Below are 16580 nucleotides of genomic sequence, written 5' to 3' on the forward strand. Positions count from 1 at the left end.
CCGGGTTTGGCTTCGCGTCCGCTCCTGATCCCCCGCGAAACGGCGGTGCGCTTTTTCGCGCCCGCGATCGCTCCACCCCTCTGGTGCCCCCTCTTCGAAGGCACCTCCTCGAACCCGAAAGGGAACCCGAAATGAAGGAGAAAAACCCCATGCAATCCTGGGCAAAGCGCGGACTCCAGACCGCGTTGGTCACGGGTGGGTTGTTGATGCTGGGCACCGGCATCGCTTCGGCTGACGAACAGGTCAACCCCGACACCCCGGCCTCCCCGCTCGACGCGAACGTCAACGTTCCCCTCGAGATCGACAACAACGCCGTTGGCACGCCCCTCGGTCAGATCGACGCCCCCGGCTACGAGGGCGAGGTCGGCACCAAGCCCGTTTCGGACGCGAGGGCCTCGGTCTTGTCGGCCGGCGGTGACGGCATCGGCGGAAGGCTCCCCAGCCTCTCCGGCAAGGGGGCCATCCCCGCCCCGTTGGCGAAGGGTGAACCGGCCCACCACGCCAACGGCGGACTGACCCCGGGTGGTTTCACCACCACGGACGACATCCTCAAGGGCAACAAGGTCGTCGGTGACGTGGTCGTCCCGATCCAGGTCGTCGACAACGCCGTCGGCGTGCTCGGCGACGCCGAGGTCCACGGTCGTGACCACTCGCAGGTCTGGTCGCACAATCAGGACATCGAGACCAACGGTGAGGACTCCAGCCTCGCCGGAAACGTCGTGTCCCTGGACTGGGCGCTGCCCGTGCAGATCGCCGGCAACGGCGGCGGGTTCGCCGGCGGCACCGGCCGCGTGATCGGCGGTTCGGCCGACCAGAGCATTACCGAGACCGGCGACATCACCACCGACGGCGAGGGTTCCACCACGTCCGGCAACGTGGTGGCCGGTCAGTTCGCCACCCCCGTCCAGGTGACCGGCAACGCCGCGTCCTGGATCCTCGGCAACGGCAAGAGTTCGGGCTACGACACCGACACCGAGGCCACCTCCGGCGGCTGGGTCGATACAGACGGTGACGACAGCACCTTCGGTGGCAACGTCGGCGCGGTGCCGATCGCCCTTCCGGTCAAGGTCAACGACAACGCGGGCGCAGCGCACGGTTCGCTCGCGAACTCCGACAGCAACTCCTCCGCGGACGCGACGGCCGGAGACCTCAAGCCGGGCTGGAGCAAGGTGCCCAGCTACGTGCAGACCGGTGGGGAGGACTCGTTCGTCGCGGGTAACGCGATCGTGCCGCAGACCGCGGACGTCGCGAACGTCGGCGGTGTGGCAGGCAGCTGGGTCGGCCTCGCCAACACCGGCAAGGACGGCGGCACCAGTCACACCAGTGCCGTCGACGCCGGTGGGTTCGTCAGCAGCGAGGGCGAAGGCTCCACGGGCGGCGGCAACATCGTCGACCCGGCCGCGGCCGCCCCGTCCGAGGCGACCTGCATCGCGGGTGCCTACCTCGGCAACTCCACCGCCACGTCGTGCGAGAACACCGTCGACGCGAACGCCGGCAACGGCAGCCACACCACCGGTGAGGACTCCACCCTCGCCGGGAACATCGTCAACACCCAGGCCGCGCTGGCCCCCGAGGTCTACGGCGTCGGTGCTTCGCACATCGGCCAGGCCGCCGCCAAGGCGACCGAGACCAAGACCGTGACCGCCGGCGGTTACGACGGCACCACGGGCGACGACTCGTCCGGCTCCGGCAACATCGTCCAGGTCCCGGCCGCGGTTCCGGCCGAGGTCTTCGGTGCCGGTGGCTCGGTCGTCGGCCAGGGCTCCGGCACGGCCGACGAGAGCAAGGTCGTCTCCGGTGGCGGCGGCGGGAACACCGCCGACGACTACGGCTTCCTCAGCTCCAACCTGGCGACCGTGCCGGCTTCGGTGCCGGTGCAGGCGTTCGGGATCGGCGGCGCGCTCGCCGGCCAGGGCCACGGTGGCGCAGACGGCGACACCACGTCCAACGCCGGACACGACGTCCACGCGACCGGTGAGGGTGGCGCGGGCGCGGGCAACCTGGTCTACGGCCCGGTCTCCCTGCCGGTCCAGGCACACAACTTCGCCGCGGTGGCCGGTGGAATCGCGTCGGGCGAAGGCTCGAACCTGACCGACTCGTCGGCCGGTGGCGACGCCACCGCCGACGGTGAAGAAGGCGCGCTGGCGGGCAACATCGTCCAGACGCCGATCGGCGGCACCGTCCCGGTGACCGGTCTCGGTGTCGCGGGTGCGGGCATCGCCAAGGGCGACAGCCTGAACGACGTCATGTCGTCGGCAGGCGGCGACGCCACCACCAACGGTGACAACGGCGCGGTCGCGGGCAACATCATCGGCGCGCAGGCGCTGCCGGTGGTGCCGGTCACGCACGACGCGATCGCGGCGGCGGGTATCGCCGACGCCGAAGGCTCCGACACCATCGACGCCGTCTCGGGTGGCGACGTCGAGACCTCGAGCCTCGACGGATCGCTCTCGGGCAACATCCTCGACATCCCGGCCGCGGCCGTTCCGGAGGTGTTCGGCGACGCCATCGCGGCGGCAGGCGGCAACTCCGAGACGGACGCGGACAGCGTGATCGACGGCCAAGCCGGCGGCGACAGCAGCACGGGCGGCAGCGAAGAGGCCCTTTCCGGCGCCAACCTGCACCACCCGCTGGTGTACTCGATCCCGCTGAACAAGCTCGAGCGCCCGATGCTGGCCAGCGCGGACGAGAACTCGACCAACGACACTGAGATCAACGACGAGGACTACACCCGCATCTTCACCGACCCGGTCGGTTCGGAGATGTCGATCGACGCGCTCCCGATGCTGCCCTTCGGTGCTTCGGCGCTGAACGGTGCCGGCGCACGGCCGACCATCCCGGCGATCGGTGGCGTCCGCGCCGACGGTCCCCAGGTGGGCACCCTGCCGGTGCAGGTGGCCGGCCTGGCCGGCCTGGCCGCGCTGAAGCAGCTGGGTGCCATCCCCGCGCAGCTGCCGAAGTCGGACCTGCCCGAGCTGCCCGTCACCCCGGCCCTGCCCGGTGTCCCGGCTCTGCCGAAGACCCCGGTCCTGCCCGGTGACGCCGCTCGTGCGGACGCCCCCGAGGTCGCGCAGCTGCCTGCCCTCCCGGCGCTGACCGCGCTGCCCACCGCGGGCAAGCTGCCGGTGCAGCTGCCCAACTCGGGCACGCTGCCCGTCGTGAGCGGTACCCCGGCGATGCCGACCGCGCAGGTGCCGGCTCTGGCGGGCGTCGACTCGTCGCCGCTGAGCATGTTCCAGCGTTTCATCGGCACCCTGACCGGCAAGAAGTTCTACACCAGGTGAATCAGCCAGTCGGCTAGCGCCACTGAATGAACCGAAACGGGCCCGGAGGCACTCCCGGGCCCGTTTCCTTCAGCCGGGGGGCTGAAGGGGACTTTCCCCGCATCGCATAGGGGGAAAGCGCCCTTCGCCTCGTGAGACGCGGGGAAAGTCCCCTTCAGCTAGTCGGAACCCGGGGTGAACAGCGCGTCCTGAGCCGCGCCCATCGCGGTCAGCACCGCGCCCTCCAGCACCGCGCCCCCGCCGACGGTCCCCGCCCGCACCTCGGTCCGCAGCGGCGAGATCTCCGCGAGCCGACGGCTCACCCTGGCCGCCAGCGCCTCGCCGCCCGCGCGGCCGATTTCGCCGCCGAGTACGACGCAGCCCGGGTCCAGCACGGCCGTGACCGCGGCGGCGCCGATCGCGATCCGCTCCGCGACGATCTCCAGGAACTTCTCCGAGCCGGTTTCGATCGCGTGTCTCACGGCCACCTCGGCCGCGTCGGCGTCGTCGGCGGGTGGAGCCGCGATGCCATGTTCGCGAGCCAATTCGCAGATCGCGGCGCTGCCCGCCAAAGTATGGAACCCGCCGTCGCAGTCGGTCGACGTCGGCAGCCTGCCGGGTCCCAGCGTCGGCAGGAACCCGATCTCACCCGCGCCGCCCGACGCGCCCCGCCGCAGCGAACCGTCGAGGACGATGGCCGCGCCGACACCGAAACCGAGCCACAGCAGGACGAACGTGTCCCGGTCGCGGGCGGCGCCGAGCCGCTGTTCGGCCGCGGCCGCGAGGTTGACCTCGTTTTCCAGCAGCACCGGGATGCCCAGCCGCCGCCGGAGTTCGACGACGAGTTTTCCGTGCCACGCGGGCAATCCCCCGGCAGGCCGCAACCCGCCGGTCGCCGGGTCGACCAGACCGGGCGCGCCGACGGCGATCGTGTGCAGTGTGGTCGCGCCCGCCTTGGCGGTGGTCGCCGCCAGCAGGGCGATCGCGCGTTCGACGGCCACGTCGGTGTCGACGTCGAGGTCGAACGGCAGCGAGGCCTCCGCGTGGGTCCGCCCCAGCAGGTCGGCGACCGAAACGGCCATGCCGTGCGAGCGGACGTCGAGGCCGGCGAGGTACGCGCGTTCGGCGACGATGCCGTACAACTTCGCGTTCGGCCCGCGGCGTTCTGCGCCCGCTTCGCCGACGATGGAGATCAGCCCGGCGTCCTGCAGGCGTTCGACGAGATCGGCGACGGTCGGGCGGGAGAGCCCGGTCAACGTCTTGAGCTGGGTGGCCGTCAGCGAACCCTCGCGCTGGAGCAGGTCGAGGGCGAGACGGTCGTTGATGGCCCGCGCCGTGCTCGGGGAGGCGGACGGTATCCGGATGACACTCACCGGCAGATCCTCCCAGAATTAATTATCAGGTTCCCTTCCTGATAGTTTACGCTAGCCCCGTCGAGTCGTCTTGTGGACCTTGGGGGCCCCAGTGAAAAGTGCAATAGAAACCGTCGCCGGGCCGACGCGGCGGGTGCGGCAGGCGCGGATCGCCATCGCCGCCGTCTTCGCCGTGCACGGCGCGGTGACCGGCAGTTTCGCCACCCGGATCCCGTGGATCCAGGAACACGCGGGGATCAGCGCCGGCCAGCTCGGCCTCGCGCTCGCCTTCCCCGCCATCGGCGCCTCGCTCACCATGCCGCTCGCGGCGCGCATCGGGCATCGCCTCGGCGGCCGCCAGGGGCTGCGGGTCCTGCTCGCGTACTGGACGCTGGCGCTGATCCTTCCTTCGCTGGCGGGAAACCTCTTCACCCTTTGTCTCGCCCTGTTCGTCTTCGGTACCGCCGCCGGTACCTCGGACGTGCTGATAAACGCCCTCGGTGTCGACATCGAGGAGAAGATGGGCAAGTCGGTCATGTCGGGGCTGCACGGCATGTGGACCACGGGCGCGCTCGTGGGATCCGCCGCCGGAGCGCTCGCCGCGCACGCCACACTGGACGCCCGGGTGCATCTGGCGATCGCGTCCGTCGTGCTCACCGTCGCCGGAGCGCTCATCTGCCAAGGCGTCCTCGACGTCCGCAGCGCGCCCGACGAGCACCCGCCGCCGAGGTTCGCGCTGCCGCCGAAGTCGGCCGTGATCATCGGTGCCGTCGCGTTCTGCGCCGTCTTCGCCGAAGGGGCGAGCCTGGACTGGTCCGCCGTCTACCTGCGTGACGTCCTCGGCACGTCGCCCGGTATCGCGGCGGCGTCGACCACCGCGTTCACCTGCACGATGGCGGTCGCCCGCCTCTCCGGTGACGCGCTGGTAAGGCGCTTCGGCTCGGTCAACACCGTTCGCACGGGCGGTGTCCTCGCGACAGCGGGCGGTCTGCTGGTCGTGCTGGCCGCGCATCCGGTGATGGCGTTGGCGGGGTTCGCGTTGATCGGGCTCGGTGTCTCCGTCGTCGTTCCGCTCGCCTTCGCGGCGGCCGGGCGCGGGGGGCCGACGCCGAGCCAGTCGATCGCGGGCGTCGCGACCATCACCTACTCCTCGGGGCTCGTCGCGCCGTCGCTGATCGGCGGGATAGCCGACCTGACTTCGCTGACGGTGTCCTTCGGGCTGGTCACGCTGCTGGCGCTCGGGCTGGTGGCGGGCGCCGGGGTGCTCCGGTCCCGCTAGCCGAACTGGAGGGAGCGTTTGGCGAGGCCGTGCCAGTAGCCTTCGATGACGGTCTCGCCTTTCCCCTCGGACGAACTCGCGCCGAGCGAGACGAACAGCGGCGCGAAGTGCTCGATCCTGGGGTGCGCGATGGCGGCGGCGGGTGCCTTGTGCTGGAAGTCCAGCAACGCGTCGAGGTCGCCCTCGCGCAGGGTTTCCGCACCCCAGTGGTCGAATTCGCTCGACCACGCCGGGGGTGCGCCGTCGGCATGGCCCAGTGCGCTCAGGTTGTGGGTGAAGAAGCCGCTGCCGATGATCAGTACGCCTTCGTCGCGCAGCGGCGCGAGTTTCCGGCCGAGGTCGAACAGCTCCCGCGGGTCCAGCGACGGCATGGAGACCTGGAGCACCGGGATGTCGGCGTCCGGGTACATCTCCACGAGCGGGACGTACGCGCCGTGGTCGAGGCCGCGGTCGGGTGCGTCGTGGACGGGTGTCCGCGTCGAGCGCAGGAGTTTCCGCAGCTTTTCCGCCAGCTCGGGAGCGCCGGGCGCGGCGTATTTCACCTGGTAGAAGCGATCAGGGAAACCCCAGAAGTCGTAGACCAGCGGAACCGTGGTGGTGGCGCCGAGGGTCAGCGGCGCCTCTTCCCAGTGCGCGGAGACGACGAGGATCGCCTTCGGCTTGTCGAGGTCCGCCGACCATCCGGCGAGCTGCCGGGTCCAGGTGGCGTCGTCGGCGAGCGGCGGTGCGCCGTGGCTGAGGTAAAGCACCGGGGTCATGTCAGCTCCAGGTATTTGAACTTTCAACTACCAGGATAGACGACGCCGTGGTGCTCCGGGTTATTCCCGGGCGAGGTTCGCCGCGCCATGCGTTCCGGAATCCGATGGGTTTCATGGATACTTCCTCATGTCGATGGCAACTACATGTAGAAGTGCATGCACTTGGTGGGATGAGCAATGACGGACGCCGTGGCCGACGTGGAACGCGCGATGATCGCCATCCGGCGGAGTCAGGCGAGGCGTTCGCTGTCGAAACTCGCCCGCGACCGTGCCGAATCGATGCCGGACCAGGCCGTTCAAGGACTGCTCGACGCCGCCGAGGCGGCCGAAGAGAACGGCGAGCCGGGTACGGTCACCAGCCTCGCGGCGGCGTTGACCATCGACCAGCCGCGCGCGAGCCGTCTGGTCGCGCGGGCCGTCGAGGGTGGCTTCCTCCGGCGTGAAGCCGATCAGCGTGACGGCCGCCGTGCCGTCCTCGTGCTCACTGGCAGCGGACACGCCGAGGTGGCGCGCATGCACGAGTTCCGCCGCTCGGTGTTCGCCGAGGCGATGGCGGACTGGCCGGACGAAGACCGCCGCGAGTTCGCCCGGCTGCTGACCGCCTTCGTCCGGAACTACGGGGCACTCGGCGTGAAGTAGTTCACCAGGTTGCCGTCGGGGTCGCGAAACAGCGAGGCCGGTTCCCCATGGCATCGTGGTCGGCTTCTGCACGATTTCGGCCAGGTCCGCCTGTCGCTCGTCCTTTCACTTACCGCAGAACACCGTCCTGACCAGCTTGTTCAGTTCTGCCGGGAACCCCTGCGCCGCGTCCGCGGCGGCCCCGGCGGTGATCGAAGCGGTCATCGTCTTGCTGCCGTCCGGCGTGCTGTACATCAGCGCCGCGTAGCCGTTGTTGCTGCCGTTGTGGTTGAGGACGGTGACGGCGCAGCCCGGGCCCAAGTCCTGCGAAAACTGCCCGAGGCCGTAGAAGCCGTAGAGGCTTTCGCTCTGCGGGTGCGTTTTGCGCATCTCGGTCAACAGCCAGGCGGGGAGGAGCTTGCCGCTCTGCAGTGCCGAGAAGTACGTCTGGAGATCCTTGGTCGTCGAGATCATGTCCCCGGCGCTGGAGGCCCAGGACGGGTTCTGGTGGGTGACGTCGATCGTCTTCCACTGACCGGCGTCCTCGTAGGGGTAGTAGGCGTGGGCGTACGGCTTGGGCATCCCGGACCAGGCTCCCGGCGACAGCGTGTCCCGCAGCTTCAGCGGCCTCAGGACCCGACGGTCCAATTCGTCCGCGAAGGGGCGGCCGCTGAGCTTCTCGACCAGCAGCCTGAGCACCACGTAGTTGGTGTTGGCGTAGCTCCAGCCCGCCCCCGGCTCGAACCGGGGCGGCTTGGACAGCGACAGCCGGACCAGCTCCTCCGGCTGGTAGGTGTGGAAGCGCTTGGCCACCCATTCCGGGCCCGACCACGGAATTCCCGGCACGATCGTCCCGTCCGGGAAGTACTCGCCGGTGTAGTTGAACAGCCCGCTGGTGTGCTGCAACAGCATCCGCACGGTGATCCGCCGGTCGAAGCCGAACCGGGGCAGGAAGCCCGCGATCGGGGTGTCGAGCCCGATCCTGCCCTCGGCCACCAGTTGCAGCATCAGCGTCGCGGTGAAGTTCTTCGTGGTGCTGCCGACGCGGAAGTGGCCATCGGTCGGCGGCTTCGCGGTCCCGCCCAGCTCGCGCACCCCGGCGCTGCCGGTCCACTCGCCACGCTCGTCGCGGACGCGCAGCTGCATCCCGGCGAACCCGGCGTCGACGAAACTTTGGACGGCCTGCCGTAGCTCCGGCCGATCCCGTCCGGCGGCGGACGCCGTCGGCACGGCGACGCCTGCCAGCAGCGTGGCCGCCAGAGCCATTACCCCTGCTCGCCAGAAGATCCTGGTACCCCTCAGTGACTTGGTCATGGTGACCACGTTCGCGTGCCGCGCTGACACGGGACGGCCATGGCGCTGACACCGATTCGGGAATTGCGTTGAACGCAATTACTCCTTATAGATATTGCACTGGAAATCATGTCCCGGTGGATCGATACTGGTCTTCGGAAGCCCTCGGCAGCGGATATGCCGATCACCACCCCGAGAAGCACAGGAGACCAGTCATGCCCAGAATCGTGCGCCCGACCGCCTACGGCACGCCCGACGTCCTCACCGTGACCGAGCTGCCCACCCCGGAAGCGGCCGCCGACGGCGTGGTCGTCGAGGTCCGGGCCGCGGGGGTCAACCCGATCGACTGGAAGCTCTACAGCGGGGCTTTCCACGACGTGGACGATGACCACAGAGACGCCGCCGGGATCGCCGCTTCGATGCCCTCCATCGGTCTCGAGTGCGCGGGCGTCGTCACCGAGGTCGGTGCGGAGGTGACCGATGTGCGGGTCGGGGACGAGGTCGTCGTCTACCCCGTGACGGCCGCCTACGCCGACTACGTCACGGTCCCGGCCACCTCGATCATCAGCAAGCCCGCCGGGCTCGATTGGGCCGAGGCCGGGTCGCTGATCCTGACCGGCACCACCGCTGTCCACGCGCTGCACGCCGCCGGCGTGGGTGAAGGCGACACGGTGCTCGTCCACGGCGGGTCGGGCGGGGTCGGCTTGATGGCCGTGCAGCTGGCCGCCGCTCAGGGCGCGACGGTGATCGCCACCGCCGCCGAGCGCAACCACGCCCTGCTGCGTGAGCTCGGCGCCATCCCCGTCGTCTACGGCCCCGGGCTCGCCGACCGGGTTCGCGCCGCCGCGCCGCAGGGCGTCACCGCCGCTGTCGACTTCGCCGGTACCGACGAGGCGCTCGACGTCTCGCTGGAGCTGGTGGCCGACCCCACGCGGATCTCCTCGATCACCGGAGGGCCTCGGCGCGCCGGGGCCGGCATCAAATTGCTCGGCTACGGGCCGGGCGAGGACGCGGGCGCCGAACTCCGCGACGCCGCCCGCGGTGACCTCGTCGAGCGCGCCGGGTCAGGCTCGCTGCGTGTCATCGTCGACAGCACCTTCCCGCTCGCCGAGGCCGCGAAAGCCCACGAGGTCGGCATCGCCGGACACGCCCCCGGCAAGCTCGTGCTGATCCCCTGACCGGCGGGGTTGCGTGCAGCGCGGCATCGCTGGGCAACGCCGTCCAGGTCATCGACGAGTGCCGCCCGGGGCTGCTGCGCGTTTCCCTCGACGGCCCGCGCGCCGACCAGCGCGAACCACTTCCTGCCGACGCCGGGGCCCGGCCTAGTCGGTGTCTCTCAAAGCGCGCTTTCGGATTTCCGCAGCCGGGCCGCGGCATCCGCTGGTCACCCACTCAGCCAGATCAGCGGCCCACCTCCGCGAAACCGAGGCCTCCGGCCGACAAGAAACGCGCGCGCGTGTCCTCACCCAACCTGCCAACCTCAGTTCGGGAGACACGCTCTAGTCGTGCGAGAGGTCGACGAACCGGCTGTAGTGCAGCTGGTGCGCGACGGTGATCGTCGCCGTCGGCCCGGCACGGTGCTTCGCGATGATCAGGTCCGCTTCACCGGCGCGCGGGTCGTCCCGCTCCCAGGCGTCGGGGCGGTTGACCAGGATGACGAGGTCGGCGTCCTGCTCCAGCGAACCGGACTCACGGAGGTCGGACAGCATCGGGCGTTTGTCGGTCCGCTGCTCGGGACCACGGTTCAGCTGGCTGATCGCGATCACGGGGACCTCGATCTCCTTCGCCAGCAGCTTCATCTGCCGCGAGAACTCCGAGACCTCCTGCTGCCGCGACTCGACACGCTTACCCGAGGTCATCAGCTGGAGATAGTCGAGGACGACCAGTTTGAGGTCGTTGCGCTGCTTGAGCCGCCGGGCCTTCGCGCGGATCTCCATCATCGTCATGTTCGGCGAGTCGTCGACGAACAGCGGCGCCTCGGAGACCTCGCTCATCCGGCGCGCGAGCCGTGTCCAGTCGTCGTCGGACATCTTGCCACCGCGCATGTCCGCCAGCCGGATCCGGGCTTCGGCCGAGAGCATGCGCATGACGATCTCGGTCCTGCTCATTTCCAGGGAGAAGATGACGCTGGTCAGGCCGTGTTTGATGGACGCGGAACGGGCGAAATCCAGTCCCAGCGTCGAGTTGTGGGTCGGGACCATCGATCGCCCGGCCAGATACAGATGGTCGGGCGCGTCGACTTCCACGCATCGGACCGGAACGGACGCCACGGGGCGGACATCCACGACGTAACGGAGGTGGGGGCGGACGTGGACACCGGTGAGCCGTTCCTTCTGCAGCAGATGCTTGCGCTGTAGCCAGAACACTCGGTCTTGGGTGGTGAACCCGAGGATGTACTCGGTCGAGGTCTCCTCGTTGCGCCCCTTGACCTTCTTGGTCGTGAACGAGCAGCGGTAGCCGAGGCTGACGGCCAGTTCCCGGGTCTGTTCGGCGAGCACCCTGTTCGTCACCGCGAACTGGACCGCTCCGGAATGGGTGACGGTGCCGTCGGTGTCGAACAGCCCGGCCAGCAGCGCGCGACGTTGTTCGACGGACGCCCGCAGGTAGTCCACGGGAATGTGCTTGTCGCCGAGTACGCCCATCGTGCGAAGGATCGCCTGCACACTGCCGTGCTCGGTGCGGCAGGACTGGCAAAGACGCATGCCCGAGGACGGGCGCCCGCAGTCGGGGCAGGTCGGTGCGGGCACCAGAGAACTGTGGAACCGCACCTTGCCACCGCACGAACGGCCACACGTCCGTACCTGGGAGGTTTGGGGAACGAACGGCTCTCCGCACACCTCGCAAGGCCGGTATTCCAGTGGGTCGGGGGGGACCAGTCGCAAGGTGTACGACAGCTCACCGCGGCGTTCCACCAGAAGGCTGGCTTCCGCCTCCAGGTAGCAGATGATTTCCGGGTCTGCCGTGGTGAAGCGCGCACTGGCCGAGTCCCCGTCACCCAGCCAGGCTCCGAGCGCGTAGGGGTGAAGCGGGAGATCACGCTCGGGCAGTCGCAGCGGAGCCGCGGTCTTGATCGAGTGGTTGGCACGCCGATCCGCGGTCTCACAGCGCACGGAAGCCGCCAACTCTTCCGTCGTCCGCACCGCCGGGCCGGCGGTCGAACGGCGGGACGCCCTCGTTTCGGTCAGCCATTGGTGTTCCGCGTCCGCGAGGATCACCGTGCCGTCCGAGAACTCGACCTCGTAACAAGGACGGTCGTCCATGACCTCGGTCGCGGCGACCACGGTGGTCGGACGGCCGTTCGCCCCGATCAGCCGGTCGCCGGGCTGGACTTCGCCCATGGTCGTCCAGCCGTCGGGAGTGGCTAGCGGAGTGTCCAGCGCGAGTGCCTTTCCGACGCCGGGACGGGCGGCGACGATGATCATCTGCCCGGGATGCAGGCCGTTCGTCAAATCGTCGAAGTCGGCGAACCCGGTCGGGATGCCCTGTGACTGCCCGCCGCGCGACGCGATCGCGTCGATCTCGTCCATGGTCGGCTGGAGCAGTTCTTCCAGCGCGACATAGTCCTCACTGGTGCGCCGCTCGGTGACGTCGTAGATCGCGGCCTGTGCGCGGTCGACGACCTCGTCGATGTTCGCGCCGTCGGCCGCGGCCGCGCCGTAGCCGTACTGCACGATCCGCGTGCCCGCCTCGACCAGGCGCCGCAGCACCGCCTTCTCGGAGACGATCTCCGCGTAGTATCCGGCGTTCGCCGCCGTCGGCACCGTCGCGATCAGGGTGTGCAGGTACGGGGCGCCGCCGACGCGGCCGAGTTCGCCGCGGCGTTCCAGTTCGGCGGAGACGGTGATCGGGTCGGCGGGCTCGCCGCGCCCGTAGAGGTCGAGGACGACGTCGTAGATCGCCTGGTGCGCGGGCCGGTAGAAGTCGTCGGGGCCGAGGGCTTCGATGACGTCGGCGACGGCGTCCTTCGACAGCAGCATGCCGCCGAGCACGGACTGCTCGGCCGCGATGTCCTGCGGCGGCTGGCGGTCGTATTCACCACCACGCCGACCGGGGTCGCCGGGACCCGGGTCGGACTCCGCGTACATCGGATTGCGGTCGTCGGTCAGCGCCACCGCTGCTGCCACCTCCTCAAGCATCGAACACGCGTTCGATTATGCCAGATTTTCCCCGGTCGGTCCGCCTGTGCTCACCGGCCGCCCTCCCTCGGCTTTCGGATGCTTCCTTCGGCCGGAAGAAAGCCACTGTGCGTACCGGCCAATCGGGCACGGTAGGCCCCCCGAAAGGACCAGCGCAATTTCACCTGGGGACCGCCCTGTGGACAACCTGGGGATGACTGCGGGCATCCCTTCACAGGTGACTCAAAGCCTGTGTACAACTTGTGGGCAACGACGGGATGATCTGACAAAAGCGCTGTTCAGGAGCTGTGCACACACTGTGGAGAACTTTCTTCGAATCTGTGCGGCGTGTCGGGCGATACACGTCGTTCGGCGTGTCGCACGGCGGCGCACAGGAGTGCCCTGTGGATGAATGCCACGGAGGGTGGAGGGGTGCCCCGCTGGGCTGAACGGCGTGGAATTCAGGACGCGAACAACCTGCCCTGTGCGCTCCGTAGTCGTTCTCCGAGAACCTGCTGGTCGGCGGGTGTGAAGGCGATCCTCGGCTCGCCACTCCCTGGTATCTCTTCGGTCAGCCACCGGCCCTCGGACGTATCGATGTAGTTCACCGGGCGTTCGATCCGCTGCCGCGCGCCGCTCCGGCCGCGGGCGGCGACGTACAGGCTGCCGCTGCCCATCCGGCGTAGCGCGAGGATGCGGCGAAGCTCGTCGGCCTCCTGGCTGCCGGCGCTCTGCCGTCCGCTGCGAAGCACCTCGAAGCCCTCGTCCTGCGCCGTCGACGACGAGCGCGAGACTTCGACCTGGCTCTTCGGGACGGCGACCGGGCGGCCGCGTCCCGGCGCGAGCTTCGGGATCTGGTCGAGGAACTCGGTCAGCAGTTCCTCGGGCCGCACCGAGGCGAGCGCGACGCCGTCGTGCTCGCTGTGCCGGGCGAGGACGAAACCCTCCCCACCGGCGCTGCCCGCGAGCAGGGTGAAGCTCAGCGCCTTGCCCTCGAACCCGCCGTCGACCCAGCCGTAGTACTCCAGGGTCGGCCTGGCGATCGCTTCGAGTGTCGCCTTGAACCCGGGGTGCAGGCCCCGTGAGCCGAAGAGGCCCTGGCGCGCCAGTTCCTCGTTGGTCCGCTCGTCCTCGGATCGCTGCGCGTTCTCGTCGTACCAGGTCGGTGTCTCCGACAGGATCGTGTGCGGCTCGCCGCCCCGGCGGCGGATCAGCGTGATGAGGGTGCCGGTCGTGATCGTGACCTGCTTGTCCAGCACCGGAACTGCCCCCTAGTCGTTCTTGTTCGTCCAGCCCGGAACAAGACAAGCCGGGCGCGGCCCCAATCTTGGCACGCGCCCGGCTCGCTCGTGCCGACTACTCGCCGATCACCGGCGGTGCGGTGAGTTCGTCGGTCCCGAAGATGTCGTTGGGGTCGTCGCCGACGAGGTACTTGGCGCTGCGCTCCTCGTCCTCGCCGCCCTTCCCCTTGGCGCCACCGGGACCCATGCCGCCCATGCCGCCCATCATTCCGCCGGCGCCGCGACCCGCCCCGGCACCGCCCGCGCCGGCCCCGCCGGAGCCCATGCCGCCGCCCATCCCGGCCGCGCCACCGGGGGTGGCCGCGCCACTCGCGCTGCCCGGTCCGCCTGGACCGAAGCCACCGGGACCGAAACCGCCGTCCGGGCCGAAACCGCCCGCGCCGGGGATGTCGGTGCCACCGAAGCCACCGCCTCCGCCACCACCCGGGCCGAAGCCTCCGGCGCCGGGGATCTTCGGCGGGGTGAAGCCGGACGCGTTCGTTCCGTCGTTCCAGGACGGCGGCTTGAAGTCACTACCGGGGATGTTCGGGTCGTACTGCCCGCCAGGCAGGTTCGATCCGGGCAGGTTCGACCCCGGGATGTTGCTGCCCGGCAGGTTCGAGCCAGGAAGGTTCGATCCGGGCAGGTTCGATCCGGGCAGATTCGAACCGGGCGCACCGATGCCGGGCATGTTCGAACCGGGGACGCTCGGCATCCCGCCGGGTGGCATCCCACCGGGCGGCATCGAACCGGGCGGCGTCGAGATGCCGCCGGGCGGCATGCCGTTGTTCCCGTTCCGGTCGCCTTGGCCGGTGTCGTTCCCGTTGCCGTCCTTGTCTTTGCCGCCGCCACCGTTGACGTCGACGTTCGTGTTCTGCCCCTCCATCTTGTTGTAGGTGGGCAGCTTCTTGCCGTTCTCGGAACTGGCCTTGAAGTACTCGTTGAACGCGTCGACGTTCGCTTGACCCTTTTGGTTGTAGTCCCGGATCGCGCGGTCGGTGTCGGTCGTCCACGGGGTGATGGAGTTGAGCAGGTTGTTCTTCGGCGGGTCCTTCGGGACCGGCTGCACCTTCGCCTTCACCGTGGTGAACGCGGTGTTCTGCTCGCCGAGGTACTTGTCGGAGTCCGTCAGCTTCTTGCCGGAGTCCTCCATCCACGTCCGCAGCGGATGCGCGCCGGACTCCTGCGCGGCTTCGGCGCCCTTACCGGTCCAGGCGGCGTCCATCTCCTTCGACAGGTCGTCGATGGTGGTCAGCCTGTCCTGGTAACCGGCCTTGAGCCGGGTCGCCGCGGCCTGCCCCTCGGAGATCGACCCGGTACCCGGACCGGTGACGATCTTCTCCCAGATGTTGTAGCAGTCGATCTTGCGATCGCCGCCCGACGCTTCGAAGTCGCCGGATTTCGTGGTCGCCAGGTTGTAGGCCGAGTACCCGGCGATGATCGGCAGCAGGAACACCCGTCAGCCCTCCTTCAACGTCTCGATCATCGCTTCCCCCACTTTGCGCGCGACGGGGCACGGATCGCTCGCGCCGGGCCCGTTGTCGTACTGCACCAGGATGTTCACGGCCAGCTGGTCGGTCACGCCGACGAAGAGGCCGCATTTGCCGCTCTTGCGGCCGTCGAGCGCCGCGGCGTAGACCGCCGGATACCCGGCGACCTCGGTCGGCTCGAAGTAGTCGTCGTTGGCCTTCGTGTCGTAGACATCGCTGAGGCCGTTCTTGTTCGCGAGCACCGGGCTGATCTCGATCTGGTTCAGCCGGTCGTCCGCGGCGAAGATCGAGCAGCCGGGTCCGACGCTCGTGGTCCGCGGTTCGCCTTCGCCGAGGCCGAGCTCTGACCGCTTCGCCGCTGAGAGCGCGGAGCACGCGTCGCTCTCGAGCGCCGAGGTCTTCAACGGGCTCGGCACCTTGGGCGCGGAGCCGGACGAGCCGCTCGACGCGCTCGGGGAACCGGCCCCGGTCGTGTAGGACGGTTCCGAGGACGCCGTGCCGCTCTTGGTGCCCGAACAGCCCGCGACCAGCGCGGCGGCGGCGAAAACGAGTACGAGGGAACGTCGCATCACACGGCCTTGTGCTTGTTGAGCGAAGCCTGCGTTTCGGCCTCGTTCGTGGCGATCTTCTGCTTCGCCGCGGTCAGCTGGTCGATGTAGTTCTTGACGTAGTCCTGCATCTTCTGGTTCTGCTCCAGGAACGCCTTGCCCGAGGGGTTGGCCAGCTTCTCCCAGTCGCCGCTCGCGAACTCCTTGCCGGGTGCCTTGACGTTCGCCATCAGGTTCGCGTCGGCGAAGTCCTTCTTGAGCTCGACCTGCAGGTCGGTCCACTTCTTGATGATGCCGTCGATCTTGTCCTTGTCGAAGGTGAACCCGCCGCCACCCCCGCCCGACCTCGACGCCTGCTTGTCCGGGTTGGCCGGCGCGGACACCGTGACCTTCTCCTGCCGGTTCTGCTCGGCGTTGCTGTCGTAAGCCATAGCTCCCAGATCCCCTTTTGAGTCCCCGTGCCTCGACGTCGAGTCTCGATAATGCCCCGATCCCCCGTCAAGCCTAAGACGCGGGCCTTCCGGGTGGGGTTCCGCGGAAAGCAAAAGGCGGGACCTCTCCGCGATGGAGACGTCCCGCCCGTT

At 69.2% G+C, this 16580-nt stretch carries 12 protein-coding genes and 1 pseudogene; 4 read left to right on the top strand and 9 right to left on the bottom strand.

Features of this window, described 5'->3' with window-relative positions:
- The first annotated feature begins 149 nt into the window (after positions 1-149).
- Positions 150-3284: a PE-PGRS family protein gene (locus ACM6LU_RS06220; protein WP_414936569.1), complete on the top strand. Its 3135-nt coding sequence runs from the start codon at positions 150-152 to the stop codon at positions 3282-3284.
- 158 nt (positions 3285-3442) lie between these two features.
- Here the strand turns inward: ACM6LU_RS06220 and ACM6LU_RS06225 are convergent, their stop codons facing one another.
- Entirely contained in the window at positions 3443-4636 is a 1194-nt protein-coding gene (locus ACM6LU_RS06225; protein WP_414936570.1) for an ROK family transcriptional regulator, read from the bottom strand.
- A 91-nt stretch (positions 4637-4727) separates the two neighbouring features.
- Between ACM6LU_RS06225 and ACM6LU_RS06230 the strand changes: the two genes are divergently transcribed.
- A complete protein-coding gene (locus ACM6LU_RS06230; RefSeq protein WP_414936571.1) occupies positions 4728-5894 on the top strand; it encodes an MFS transporter in 1167 nt (388 codons plus the stop codon).
- Here ACM6LU_RS06230 and ACM6LU_RS06235 read toward each other — a convergent pair.
- Positions 5891-6652: a dioxygenase gene (locus tag ACM6LU_RS06235; protein ID WP_414936572.1), complete on the bottom strand. Its 762-nt coding sequence runs from the start codon at positions 6650-6652 to the stop codon at positions 5891-5893. The two genes, ACM6LU_RS06230 and ACM6LU_RS06235, sit on opposite strands and share 4 nt — an antisense overlap.
- A gap of 177 nt (positions 6653-6829) precedes the next feature.
- Between ACM6LU_RS06235 and ACM6LU_RS06240 the strand changes: the two genes are divergently transcribed.
- Positions 6830-7291: a MarR family winged helix-turn-helix transcriptional regulator gene (locus ACM6LU_RS06240; protein ID WP_414936573.1), complete on the top strand. Its 462-nt coding sequence runs from the start codon at positions 6830-6832 to the stop codon at positions 7289-7291.
- Here ACM6LU_RS06240 and ACM6LU_RS06245 read toward each other — a convergent pair.
- Both ACM6LU_RS06245 and ACM6LU_RS06250 read right to left on the bottom strand, forming a co-directional pair.
- Positions 7267-7387 (bottom strand): annotated as a pseudogene (locus ACM6LU_RS06245) (VOC family protein); the annotation flags it as partial. The gene ACM6LU_RS06240 and the pseudogene ACM6LU_RS06245 sit on opposite strands and share 25 nt — an antisense overlap.
- Positions 7388-7396: 9 nt before the next feature.
- On the bottom strand, positions 7397-8584 hold the full coding sequence (locus ACM6LU_RS06250; RefSeq protein WP_414936574.1) for a serine hydrolase domain-containing protein: 1188 nt from the start codon (positions 8582-8584) through the stop codon (positions 7397-7399).
- Positions 8585-8778: 194 nt separating this feature from the next.
- On the opposite strand from ACM6LU_RS06250, the gene ACM6LU_RS06255 reads away from it, so the two are divergent.
- Entirely contained in the window at positions 8779-9741 is a 963-nt protein-coding gene (locus ACM6LU_RS06255) for an NADP-dependent oxidoreductase (RefSeq protein ID WP_414936575.1), read from the top strand.
- A 321-nt stretch (positions 9742-10062) separates the two neighbouring features.
- On the opposite strand, the gene dnaB is transcribed toward ACM6LU_RS06255, so the two are convergent.
- The 5 genes from dnaB to ACM6LU_RS06280 form a co-directional block, all read right to left on the bottom strand.
- Positions 10063-12675 (bottom strand): replicative DNA helicase, encoded by a 2613-nt coding sequence (gene dnaB / locus ACM6LU_RS06260; protein ID WP_414937104.1) that lies wholly within the window; start codon positions 12673-12675, stop codon positions 10063-10065.
- A gap of 464 nt (positions 12676-13139) precedes the next feature.
- Positions 13140-13937, bottom strand: a complete 798-nt coding sequence (locus tag ACM6LU_RS06265) for an ESX secretion-associated protein EspG (RefSeq protein ID WP_414936576.1) — start codon at positions 13935-13937, stop codon at positions 13140-13142.
- A 97-nt stretch (positions 13938-14034) separates the two neighbouring features.
- Positions 14035-15414 carry a hypothetical protein gene (locus ACM6LU_RS06270; RefSeq protein WP_414936577.1) on the bottom strand — a complete coding sequence of 460 codons (1380 nt, stop codon included), beginning with the start codon at positions 15412-15414 and terminating at the stop codon, positions 14035-14037.
- Between the two features lie 3 nt (positions 15415-15417).
- Positions 15418-16017 (bottom strand): DUF3558 domain-containing protein, encoded by a 600-nt coding sequence (locus tag ACM6LU_RS06275; protein WP_414936578.1) that lies wholly within the window; start codon positions 16015-16017, stop codon positions 15418-15420.
- Positions 16017-16427 (bottom strand): hypothetical protein, encoded by a 411-nt coding sequence (locus ACM6LU_RS06280; protein WP_414936579.1) that lies wholly within the window; start codon positions 16425-16427, stop codon positions 16017-16019. The genes ACM6LU_RS06275 and ACM6LU_RS06280 overlap by 1 nt, the downstream gene beginning before the upstream one ends.
- Positions 16428-16580 lie beyond the last annotated feature (153 nt).

This window comes from Amycolatopsis sp. cmx-11-51 (assembly GCF_047608665.1).
GTDB lineage: Bacteria > Actinomycetota > Actinomycetes > Mycobacteriales > Pseudonocardiaceae > Amycolatopsis.